Genomic DNA, 11515 nt, shown 5'->3' on the forward strand with positions numbered 1-11515 from the left:
CGCACAAATAAAAAAACTTCTACCATTATTGGTAAAAGAATTCGATACGATTATTCGCAAATTTCGCGACCGAAAGTTCTTTTCCCAAGAAAAAGAACGAAAAAAACAGCTGAATCTCACAATAAGCGAGATGCACTTTGATATCTACCGCCCGTATAGATTCCAATTCAGTCAGCGTAAACCTCGCGCCGGCGGGATTGTAATGAATACTGAGAGCAGTTTTCTATCCCTATGCTTCCAAAAAGCTATTTTTTGGGCTCTTATATTAATAACATTGTCCATCTTATCACATGTAATATAAAAGAACTAGCGAAAATCGAGCGTGTAACATATCTGTAACAATAAGGCGCTTTCATTCTAGTGAAAGGAAAAACTAGACTTTTTAAGCCTAGTTTTCTTTGACTATTTTCTAATAAAATCGGCAGGTCTTTCTGTTTCGTTAAATTGACTTTTGATAGCTTCAAGAATCCGCTTAGCTGCATTTCCATCGCCATATGGATTGGCTGCTTTTGCCATTTCGTCATGATGTTCCTTATTATCAAGTAAGTCTAATGCTTCTTTTATTAATGTCTCTTTTTGTGTCCCAACTAGTTTAAGCGTTCCAGCTTCAATTCCTTCTGGCCGCTCAGTCGTATCACGTAACACTAATACTGGCACGCCCATCCCTGGAGCCTCTTCCTGCACCCCACCTGAATCAGTAAATACAAGATAAGCCTTCCGTAAGAAATTATGAAAATCAATCGCATCTAACGGCTCAATTAAATGTATCCGCTCATGACCGCCTAGAATTTTGATTGCTTTCTCTCGCACTGCTGGGTTTAAATGCATTGGGTAGACAAGCTCTACATCTTCACGGCCCTCTACAATCTCTCGCACTGCTTCAAACATCCCTTGCATTGGTTCGCCAAGATTTTCCCTGCGATGGGCAGTCATTAGAATTAAACGATTAGTTCTTAACTTTTCTAAAATTGGATGGTGATAATCTTTTTGGACTGTTGTTTTTAGCGCATCAATCGCTGTATTTCCAGTGACAAAAATATTATCTGCATTTTTCCCTTCTGCTATCAAATTTTCTTTCGCCTGAATTGTCGGGGAAAAATGTAAATCCGCCAGAACTCCTGTTAGCTCTCGATTCATCTCTTCTGGAAATGGCGAATATTTATTCCATGTTCTAAGTCCTGCCTCCACATGTCCCAGTGTTTTCTGTTGATAAAATGCAGCAAGACCCGCAGCAAAACTAGTGGTTGTATCACCATGAACTAAAACGATATCCGGGTTTTCAGCAATAATGACTTCATTAATTCCATTCATTACACGGGAAGTAATTTCTGCAAGTGTCTGGCCTTTTTTCATAATGTCTAAATCAATATCCGGTGTTATTTGGAAAATTTTAAGCACTTGGTCTAACATTTCTCGATGCTGCGCTGTAATGACTACTGTAGATTCAAATGTTTCTGGCTCTTTTTCTAATGCTAAAACAAGCGGCGCCATCTTAATTGCTTCAGGTCTTGTTCCAAAAATACTCATCACTTTAATCTTAGCCAAACGTCATCCTCCTCATAAAAAAACTCCTCTGAAATAGCATGACAAAAAATTTTTCAGCCTACTTATTTAAAAGTAATACTGTTCGTAAATTCCTTATCTCGCTAAATCGAGGAGATTGTTAATTATTTAGTTCCAAATAATCTATCGCCAGCATCTCCTAAGCCTGGACGGATATAACCATTCTCGTCTAGCTTCTCATCTAAGCCAGCTACATAAATTTCTACGTCTGGGTGTGCTTCTTGAAGAGCTTTAACACCTTCAGGAGCAGCTACTAGACACATAAATTTCATATTGCGAGCACCACGTTTTTTCAAGCAGTCAATTGCCATGATTGCAGATCCGCCTGTTGCAAGCATTGGGTCAACTACGATGAAAAGGCGTTCTTCTACGTCAGAAGGTAATTTCACAAAATATTCTACTGGTTCAAGTGTATCATGATCACGATAAAGACCAACATGCCCTACTTTTGCAGCTGGGATTAGTTTTAAAATACCATCTTGCATTCCAAGTCCCGCTCTAAGAATTGGCACAACACCAAGTTTTTTACCCGTAAGTGTTTTTGCTGTTGTTGTTTGTAGTGGTGTTTCTACTTGAGTATCTTCTAATTCCATATCACGTGTGATTTCATAAGCCATCAGTGTTGCGACTTCATCTACAAGTTCGCGGAATGCTTTTGTTCCAGTATTTTTATCTCGAATAATTGTTAGTTTGTGCTGTACTAACGGATGATTTATAACATGTACATTTGCCATCGATTCGTTCGCTCCTTTGATATTGAAAATTTCCTTCTCTTATTGTATCAGAACAGGACACAAGTGCAAGGATTAATTTGTCCCACACGAAAAAAACCGGTTTTCTCTAGTATTTATAGAAAAAACCGGATTACTTATTTTATAAACTTGGATAAAGCGGATATTCATTTGTTAAAGTGATTACACGTGCTTTTACGCTAGCTAAAACTTCTTCGTCTTCTAAATTATGAAGTACTTCTGAAATCAACACGCCAACTTTTTCAATAGCAACTTCATCAAAGCCTCGCGTAGTGACAGCGGCAACACCTACACGAATACCACTAGTCACAAATGGACTTTCTGTTTCAAATGGAATTGTATTTTTATTAACAGTAATACCAACTTCATCTAGCACTTTTTCAGCTGCTTTTCCTGTTATACCAAGTGGTTTTAAATCAATTAGTAATAAATGATTGTCCGATCCACCAGTTAAAACAGGAACATTGTTCGCTTCTAAAGTTTCAGCTAATTTTTTCGAGTTGCGAATAATTTGTTCACAATAAGTCGTAAATTCAGGTTGTAGCGCTTCGCCAAATGCAACTGCTTTTGCTGCAATAACGTGCATTAGCGGGCCACCTTGAATTCCCGGGAAAATAGATTTATTTAATTTTGTTTCCCATTCTGCTTTGGCTAAAATCATTCCGCCACGAGGTCCACGAAGCGTTTTATGTGTGGTGGTCGTTGTAAAGTCTGCATAAGGAACTGGATTTTGATGTAGGCCTGCTGCAACAAGACCAGCAATATGTGCCATATCAACCATTAAATACGCGCCTACTTCATCAGCAATTTCACGGAATTTCGCAAAATCAATGCTACGCGGATATGCACTTGCCCCAGCAACAATCATTTTCGGTTGATGTTTTAGAGCTGCTTCACGAACAATGTCATAATCAATTTGTTTCGTATCTTCACGAACGCCATATTCAACAAAATTGTATAAAACACCACTAAAATTCACAGGGCTACCATGAGTTAAATGACCACCATGTGAAAGGTTCATACCAAGAACCGTATCGCCTGGTTCGAGAACAGCATGGTAAACTGCCATATTTGCTTGAGCACCTGAGTGAGGTTGAACATTAGCGTATTCAGCACCAAATATTTTTTTCGCCCGGTCTCGTGCTAGATCCTCCACAATATCAACAAATTCACATCCGCCGTAATAACGTTTTCCTGGATAGCCTTCTGCATATTTATTCGTTAATACAGAACCCATTGCTTCCATTACTTGCTCACTAACAAAATTCTCAGATGCGATTAATTCGATATTTTCACGTTGTCTACCAAGTTCTAACTTAATTGCATCAAAAACTTCCTTATCTTGCCTTTGTAAATAGACCATCTATGGACCCCATCCTTTTCTGATAAATTTTTTAAGTGAACTGTTATGTATTAACTCTAATAATTACTTAAAACCCCTAGAAAAGCAAGCATTTTGGAATAAAAAAACGCAAAATCCGATAGTGAAGCGCTTCACTTATAAAAAACGTTCGGAAATTGCACTTTTTAGCTCATAATAGGTTATTTCATACTGCTCGATAGATCCGCCACATGGATCAGGAATGTCTGTTTCATCCAGTGAGATAAGTTTGATTTTATCTTTTGCTTTTGGAAAGCGATTTTTTAGTTCTTGTAAATGAGTTGTTGTCATAACATAAATTTCGTTCGCCCAGTTAATATCTGTTTGATCAATATTTTCAGCTTGGTGGCTTGTATCTAAACTCATTTGTTCAAGAATTTCTCGTGAGTTTTCAGAAATCGCAGCTCCAGTTATTGCATGAGTTCCCGCTGAACGAACTTCTAAATCTGGTCTTATTTCCTTTAAAATTTTTTCAGCTAGAGGGCTTCTGCATGTGTTTCCGGTGCATACAAATAAAATATTCATTCACTAATCCTCCGATTTCCAGCTGCTTTTTCTAAACGATTCATTACTGCAGCTCCTAATTCTGTTTCAGGATAAACTTCTGCAAAAATCATATCAACTTCCACGTGATCAAACGCTCGTAGTCCTTTGTAAAGTTGGTTAGCAATTTCTGCCATTGAACTAATACTTCCCGTTGATTGGATAATTGCATTTGTAGTTAATCCTTCGATAAGTTCTTCGGTCGCTAATATTCCTATTTTTTTATGGGCAGCTTCTGCTTTATTTATTTCCTTTTGCCAAAATTCTTTTGAACCTTCAATTAAATAAACTGGTGCTTTAGGGGCGTAATGTGTGTATTTCATGCCTGGTGCTTTTGGTTTTTCTGTTTCTTTTGTATCATTGGTCGCTAATTCGACTGGACCAATAATTTGCTCAATTTGCTCTTTAGTAATACCGCCTGGTCGAAGTATTACAGGAATTTCTGCTGAACAATCAATTACAGTAGATTCTACACCTACTCCTGTTTCGCCCCCATCAATAATTCCGGCAATTTCTCCATCTAAATCTTCTATAACATGACTTGCAGTGGTTGGACTTGGTTTACCTGAACGATTAGCGCTTGGGGCAGCAACTGGGATACCAGCTTCTTTAATTAAAGCCAAACTTACAGGATGTTCAGGCATCCGCACTCCTACTGTGGATAAACCGGCCGAAACATTGCTCGCTAAGGTATCTTTTTTTAAAGGGAGAATAACTGTTAACGGGCCTGGCCAGAAATTTTCCATTAGTTGCATGGCTTTTTGTGGATAACTTGCTACAAAAATATCCATCTGCTCGCGACTAGCAATGTGGACAATAAGTGGGTTATCAGAAGGACGTCCCTTTGCCATATATATTTTTTTTATCGCTGCCTGATTCGTCGCATCTGCTCCTAAACCATATACCGTTTCAGTTGGAAAAGCTACACACTCGCCGTTTTGTAGCAGTTTAGCCGCTTTTTCATAAACTGGTTTATTTGATTGTTGCTTGTTTATTTTCCAATGGATGGTTTGCATTAAATTCCAGTCCCCTTTACATAACTTCTACTATATTTTAACGTTTTCTTGTTTATTTTTACAGCATTGTTTTTTATTTTTTGTATTTTGTTGATTTTAAACAAGAGTTATCCCCAAACTGTGGATAATAACTTTGTCAATGGGGATAACTTATTGTGAATTGTGGATAATTCGTTCAGATAAGTAAAAAAGCCATTTTTTTTATTAAGATTTGATTAAAAAAATTTTTTGCACAACATTTTGTCCACAGTTTTGTGGATAACTTAAAATAAAAAAGACGCTCTATTTTTAGAAACGCCTTTATACCAGTATATTTGAGCAAGTTACATAACGATCTTTAGAATTAATATCTTTGTGGATAACAACAGTGGATTGTGGATAACTTTTTTGGAATAGCTGTTTTACTTTTTCGCCTTGTGTATAACCTATTTCTACCCCCACCCAAAAAGAAGGTTTTAAGACAAACTTTAGCTCCTCTACAAAACGTTCATAGATTGCAAGTCCCTCATTTTCTGCAAAAAGAGCAAGTGCTGGTTCATTTTTTAACACATAATCTGACATTGTTTCTTTTTCGGCTTCCGAAATATATGGTGGATTGGCTAAAATCATGTCGAATTGCTCGCCATTTTGTATGAACGCTTCTAATAAGTCTGTTTCCACAAAACGTACATCTGCATTCAATAGTAGGGCATTCTTTTTCGCTATGGCAAGTGCTGAAGCTGAAATATCCGCAGCAGTTATCGCTATACTAGGAAATACTTTTTTTAACGCAATCGCAATGATTCCACTACCTGTACAAACATCTAATACTGCTGGCAAAGGCTTCTTTTTTAAAAAGGCTTCTGCACAAGCAACTAATTCCTCTGTTTCCGGGCGAGGAATTAGTACATCTTCTGTCACTAAAAAATCGTAGCCATAGAAGGGAGCTGTTTTTAAGATATATTGCACTGGCTCTCCATCTAAATACCGTTGAAAATCCTCTTGAAATTGTTTTTCATGATTTGCCTCAAGCTCTCGGTTAAATTCCTGCCAAAGCTCCGAGCGAGAAAGCCCCATTCTTGTTTCGAGTAAAATTTCAGCTGCGTTTTGGTCTAATCCTTTTTCGAGAAGAATTGTTTCTGCATTTTTTAATAACTGACTAATTTGCGTCATTTAAATGTTCCAGCTTACTTGTTTGATCTTCCATGATAAGCGCATCTATAATTTCATCGAGTTTGCCTTCCATAATTTGGTCCAGTTTTTGAATAGTTAAACCAATGCGGTGGTCTGTTACACGATTTTGTGGGTAATTATATGTGCGAATACGTTCCGAGCGATCTCCTGTTCCAACTGCTGATTTACGGTTAGCATCATATTCTTCTCTTGCTTCTCGTTCGAATTTATCATAAACACGCGCGCGTAAGACTTTCATTGCTTTATCTTTATTTTTCAGCTGTGAACGTTCATCTTGCATAGAAACAACAATCCCGGTTGGAATATGGGTTAAACGCACCGCCGACATGGTTGTATTAACGCTTTGTCCCCCCGCACCAGTGGAAGCAAATGTATCCGTTCGAATGTCTTTATCATGTAATTCAATTTCTACTTCTTCCGCTTCTGGTAAAATAGCAACAGTAGCTGTAGATGTGTGGATTCGTCCGCCTGATTCGGTTTCTGGCACACGTTGCACACGGTGAGCTCCATTTTCATACTTCATACGAGAAAAAGCATCATTCCCATTCATCATGGCGATAATTTCTTTGTAACCACCAATACCTGTTGGGTTAGCATCCATTATTTCTACTTTCCAACCGCGCGATTCAGCATATTTGCTGTACATTCGGAATAAATCACCCGCAAATAATGCTGCTTCATCACCACCAGCTGCTCCGCGAATTTCTAGAATAACATTTTTGTCATCATTAGGATCTTTTGGAACAAGAAGTAGTTTCAGTCGTTCTTCCAAATCCACTTTCTCTTTTTGAAGTTCAGCAAATTCTTCTTTTGCCATTTCTCGCATTTCATCATCTAATTTTTCACTTAATAGTTCTTTTGTTTCTTCAATTTGCTCTGTTACATTTTTATACTCACGATATGTTTCCACAGTTGCTGTAATTCCGGATTGTTCTTTGGATAAATCGCGTAGTCGCTTCGGGTCTGATACTACATCAGGATCGCTTAATAGTTCGTTTAATTCATCATAACGGTCTTCCACCGCTTGTAATCGATCATACATTTTTTTAAACACCTCTTTAAGTTATTTTATTGGTGGATGTGCGTGGCATTTACGACACACTGGATAATAATGATCATTTCCGCCAATCATAATTTGTTCGCCTGTATAAACTGGTTTGCCTTTATCATCAACACGAAGTACCATGGTTGCTTTTTTGGCACAAAACCAGCAAATCGTTTTCATTTCTTCTAATTTATCTGCATATAACAACAAATACTTCGAGCCTTCAAAAAGTTCATTTCGAAAATCATTTTTCAAGCCGTAAGCAATGACAGGAATATTTAAATCATCTACAATTTTTGCTAGCTGAAATACATGCTCTTTTTCTAAAAACTGTGATTCATCTAGCAAAACACAGCTTGGTTTAGGTGTGATGTCGGCAACAATTTCATAAATATTAGTATCACTAAAAATAGGTGTTGCTTCACGTTTTAATCCAATTCGACTAGAAATAAAGCCAACTTGGTCCCTGTCATCAATTCCAGAAGTAAAGATAACAACTGATTTATTTTGCTCTTCATAATTATGTGCGACTTTTAGAATTTCAATGGTTTTTCCACTATTCATGGAACCATAACGGAAAAATAACTGTGCCATAGGACCGCTCCCTTTTACTTTTTAAACTCTTTTCCTATTTTATCATAGAGCTGTCGAAATTGGGACATATAGTTTTCCGCCATATAAAAAAGCTATGCCAGAGTCCGACATAGCTTAATTTTATTGGAAAATTTCTGCGCCGCTACCTTCTACCTCAAGCAGTAGGACATCCGCATCCATCTTTAAATTTTGTAAGGAGGTTTGGAGCGTATTAGCTTGAGATCTAGGAGCAAAAACTAATACAGTTGGTCCAGCTCCACTTAAACAAGTAGCATAAGCGCCTTGTTTGCTCGCAATTTCTCGAATTTGTGGTAAATGTGGAACCAATTTGCTACGGTATTTTTCATGCCATAAATCTCGTTCCATCATTTCACCAGCTAATTTCATATCATTGTGCAAAATTGCGGCAATCATGACATTCGCGATACTGCTTGCTTTCACTGCCTCTTTAAAAGGGAGGGCATCAGGTAATACGCCTCTACTTTCAGATGTTAATAGTTCTGCTTTTGGAATAAACGCAATTAATGCGCAATCCGGAAATAGATGGCGTACATAAAAGTCTTCTCCATCTAATTTCGCTCCGACTACCCAATTGCCTAAAACTGCTGGGGCAACATTATCTGGATGTCCTTCTATTTCAGCAGCAATTCGTACTTTCTCTTCTTTAGTCAGGTTCAATTCACCTAGAGTATTCGCTAATTCAATTCCTGCTACAACTGCGGCAGAACTACTACCCAGGCCACGTGCAGGTGGAATATCACTGGTCATTGTTAAATAATGCGGTGCCAAATCAGGAGCAAGATTTAATGCAGTTTCGATAATAACATTTGTTTTATCATGGGGAATATCTCCGCCAATATTATGTTCAATATACCAATCATCCCTAGCTGCACCAATATCTAGCGTTAAATAGAGCGTCAAAGCTAAACCACATGAATCAAAGCCGGGACCAAGATTGGCCGTAGTTGCCGGGACACGTATACGCATTAAGCTTTCACTCCTGAACGAAGATGGGCACGCATTGCTTCGATGTCATCTACATGAGAAACAGGGATTTCATGCACACTCATTGCAGTATCTGGATCTTTTAATCCGTTTCCAGTGAACACACAAACAACCGTCTCACCTTTTTTGATTGTCCCGTTAGCTATATGTTGAATTACACCAGCTAAAGAAGCGGCTGAACCTGGTTCGATAAAGACACCATCTTGCGCGGCGATTTTTTTATAAGCATTGACTATTTCATCATCAGTAACCGAATGAATGTAGCCATGAGACTCATCACGAGCTACCTCAGCAAGTTCCCAACTAGCAGGGTTTCCAATACGAATCGCTGTTGCAATCGTTTCTGGATTAGCAATTGGCTTCCCTTGAACAATTGCAGCTGCACCCTCTGCTTCAAAACCGTGCATTCGAGGAAGACCTGAACTATGCGCTTCGTTCCATTCTTTAAAACCTTTCCAGTACGCCGAAATATTTCCTGCATTACCAACTGGAATAGCAAGAACGTCCGGAGCGGAGCCTAATTGTTCACAAATTTCAAAAGCTGCTGTTTTTTGACCTTCTAAACGATAAGGATTCACTGAGTTTACAAGTGTTACTGCTTCTGTTTCAGCAAGTTCACGAACAGACTTTAAAGCTTCATCAAAATTACCTTGAATTGAGATAATATCCGCACCATACATGACCGCCTGCGCTAATTTACCAAGCGCAACTTTACCTTCTGGGATAACGATGTATGCTTTCAAACCAGCACGTGTTGCGTATGCTGCGGCCGCGGCTGAAGTATTTCCTGTTGAAGCACAAATAACTGCTTCCGCGCCTTCTTCTTTTGCCTTAGCCACAGCCATCACCATACCACGATCTTTAAAAGAACCAGTTGGATTTAACCCTTCATATTTTCCATATAAAGTGATTCCAAGCTCTTTGGACAAATTCGGCAATGGAATAAGTGGTGTGTTTCCTTCTGCAAGTGAAATCATCGGTGTATTTTCAGTTACCGGTAGATATTCTTTATATTTTTCAAGTAAACCTTTATACATTTTTACCCCTCCACGACGGAATATTTTGCGAGCATTTGCATTTCCGGCTCGTTTTTCACCCTAGCAATTGCTTGTTCTAATTGCGCTTGGCTAGTTGAATGCGTGACGATAACAACAGTTGCTGTAAAATCATTATATGGTTGCTGTAAAATTTTATCGAAGCCAACGCCAGCTTCTGCAAAAATTTGAGTTAATTTCAAGAATGTCCCTGTTTTATCATCCATTGTTAGACGAAGATAATATTTAGAAAAAACTTGTTCTTTTGGTGTATGTTTTGTTTCGTGTTTGTAACTATTGAAGGCATTTCCATTCGTACCCAGACGACTATTTTTAGCAACAGTGATTAAGTCACTGACTACACTAGTTGCAGTTGGTAATTCGCCAGCTCCAGGACCATAAAACATAGTTTCTCCAACAGCAGCTCCTGTAACGAATACTGCATTGTTTTCATAGTTTACGCCCGCAAGAGGATGCGCTTTTGGTAATAATACTGGACCAACATTCACATTGACCATACCATTTGTTTCTTCAGCTGTACCAACTAGCTTGATTTTGTAGCCTAATTGATAAGCTACTTCAATATCTTCAGGGGAAATTCCACGGATGCCGTTTGTTTCCACATTATCTAAATCTACATTCATTCCAAATGCTAAACGAGTCATAATAACCATTTTCCTCGCTGCATCAATGCCATCCACATCATTCGTCGGATCAGATTCTGCAAAACCTAATGCTTGAGCTTCTGCTAAAACTTCTTCATATGACTTTTTCTCTGTCGTCATTTTTGTTAGCATAAAATTCGTTGTCCCGTTGACAATGCCCATTACTTTTTGAATTTTATCTGCTGCTAGACTGTTTACAATAGTACGTAAAATTGGAATCCCGCCAGCAACACTTGCTTCATAAAATAAATCACAATTATTAGCTTGTGCAACTGCAACTAATTCGTCACCATGTAGCGCAATTAAATCTTTGTTCGCAGTTACTACATGTTTTCCGGCTTTCAAGGCCTGCAAAATGTATTCCCGCGCAGTTGTGATGCTGCCCATAACCTCGACAACAACAGCAATTTCTGGATCATCCAGTATATCAGACGGATTGGTGGTTAGTTCAAAACCTTTTGTTTCGTAACGGCGATTTTTCTCTAAGTCGCGAACTAGCACTTTCTTTACAGAAATTCGATAACCAGTTACTTGACTAATTTTTTCTTGATGTTCTTCTAAAATATGAATAACACCACTTCCTACCGTTCCAAAACCTAACACACCTACTTGTAACTTTGCTTCCACTTGAAAACCTCCTTATTATTGTTTAACTAAACAGAAAATTTAACTTTTTTATTACCTACTCATAAAAAAGTAATTAGTGATATTATACGCAACTTCACAGGGAAAAGTAAACCCTGA

General features: G+C 38.2%; 11 protein-coding genes. All 11 read right to left on the reverse strand.

Annotated elements, in window-relative coordinates; all coding sequences use genetic code 11:
• Positions 1-402: 402 nt before the first annotated feature.
• Complete coding sequence (gene wecB, locus HCJ50_RS09320) at positions 403-1545, reverse strand: non-hydrolyzing UDP-N-acetylglucosamine 2-epimerase (protein WP_185345753.1); 1143 nt, start codon at positions 1543-1545, stop codon at positions 403-405.
• Positions 1546-1667: 122 nt separating this feature from the next.
• Complete coding sequence (upp, locus tag HCJ50_RS09325; RefSeq protein ID WP_003720854.1) at positions 1668-2297, reverse strand: uracil phosphoribosyltransferase; 630 nt, start codon at positions 2295-2297, stop codon at positions 1668-1670.
• A gap of 139 nt (positions 2298-2436) precedes the next feature.
• The gene (gene glyA / locus HCJ50_RS09330; protein WP_185345755.1) at positions 2437-3678 is read right to left on the reverse strand and encodes a serine hydroxymethyltransferase; all 1242 of its coding nucleotides are present in this window, start codon (positions 3676-3678) and stop codon (positions 2437-2439) included.
• A gap of 135 nt (positions 3679-3813) precedes the next feature.
• Positions 3814-4221, reverse strand: a complete 408-nt coding sequence (locus HCJ50_RS09335) for a low molecular weight protein arginine phosphatase (RefSeq protein ID WP_185345756.1) — start codon at positions 4219-4221, stop codon at positions 3814-3816.
• Complete coding sequence (locus HCJ50_RS09340) at positions 4218-5255, reverse strand: L-threonylcarbamoyladenylate synthase (protein WP_185345758.1); 1038 nt, start codon at positions 5253-5255, stop codon at positions 4218-4220. The genes HCJ50_RS09335 and HCJ50_RS09340 overlap by 4 nt, the downstream gene beginning before the upstream one ends.
• 300 nt (positions 5256-5555) lie before the next feature.
• Positions 5556-6407, reverse strand: coding sequence for a peptide chain release factor N(5)-glutamine methyltransferase (gene prmC / locus HCJ50_RS09345; RefSeq protein ID WP_185345760.1), 852 nt, complete (start codon positions 6405-6407; stop codon positions 5556-5558).
• Positions 6394-7470: a peptide chain release factor 1 gene (gene prfA, locus HCJ50_RS09350; RefSeq protein ID WP_185345762.1), complete on the reverse strand. Its 1077-nt coding sequence runs from the start codon at positions 7468-7470 to the stop codon at positions 6394-6396. Before prfA ends, prmC begins: the two co-directional genes overlap by 14 nt.
• Before the next feature lie 21 nt (positions 7471-7491).
• A complete protein-coding gene (locus HCJ50_RS09355) occupies positions 7492-8067 on the reverse strand; it encodes a thymidine kinase (protein ID WP_185345764.1) in 576 nt (191 codons plus the stop codon).
• 120 nt (positions 8068-8187) lie between these two features.
• Positions 8188-9054, reverse strand: a complete 867-nt coding sequence (thrB, locus tag HCJ50_RS09360) for a homoserine kinase (protein ID WP_185345766.1) — start codon at positions 9052-9054, stop codon at positions 8188-8190.
• A complete protein-coding gene (gene thrC, locus HCJ50_RS09365) occupies positions 9054-10109 on the reverse strand; it encodes a threonine synthase (RefSeq protein ID WP_185345768.1) in 1056 nt (351 codons plus the stop codon). The genes thrB and thrC overlap by 1 nt, the downstream gene beginning before the upstream one ends.
• 2 nt (positions 10110-10111) lie before the next feature.
• Complete coding sequence (locus HCJ50_RS09370; protein ID WP_185345770.1) at positions 10112-11398, reverse strand: homoserine dehydrogenase; 1287 nt, start codon at positions 11396-11398, stop codon at positions 10112-10114.
• Positions 11399-11515 lie beyond the last annotated feature (117 nt).

This window comes from Listeria immobilis, from assembly GCF_014322765.1.
Lineage (GTDB): Bacteria > Bacillota > Bacilli > Lactobacillales > Listeriaceae > Listeria > Listeria immobilis.

Coding starts and splice junctions, on each gene's coding strand:
- upp (WP_003720854.1), bottom strand. CDS start 2,297: ATGGCAAATGTACATGTTATAAATCATCCGTTAGTACAGCACAAACTA.
- glyA (WP_185345755.1), bottom strand. CDS start 3,678: ATGGTCTATTTACAAAGGCAAGATAAGGAAGTTTTTGATGCAATTAAG.
- HCJ50_RS09335 (WP_185345756.1), bottom strand. CDS start 4,221: ATGAATATTTTATTTGTATGCACCGGAAACACATGCAGAAGCCCTCTA.
- HCJ50_RS09340 (WP_185345758.1), bottom strand. CDS start 5,255: ATGCAAACCATCCATTGGAAAATAAACAAGCAACAATCAAATAAACCA.
- prmC (WP_185345760.1), bottom strand. CDS start 6,407: ATGACGCAAATTAGTCAGTTATTAAAAAATGCAGAAACAATTCTTCTC.
- prfA (WP_185345762.1), bottom strand. CDS start 7,470: ATGTATGATCGATTACAAGCGGTGGAAGACCGTTATGATGAATTAAAC.
- HCJ50_RS09355 (WP_185345764.1), bottom strand. CDS start 8,067: ATGGCACAGTTATTTTTCCGTTATGGTTCCATGAATAGTGGAAAAACC.
- thrB (WP_185345766.1), bottom strand. CDS start 9,054: ATGCGTATACGTGTCCCGGCAACTACGGCCAATCTTGGTCCCGGCTTT.
- thrC (WP_185345768.1), bottom strand. CDS start 10,109: ATGTATAAAGGTTTACTTGAAAAATATAAAGAATATCTACCGGTAACT.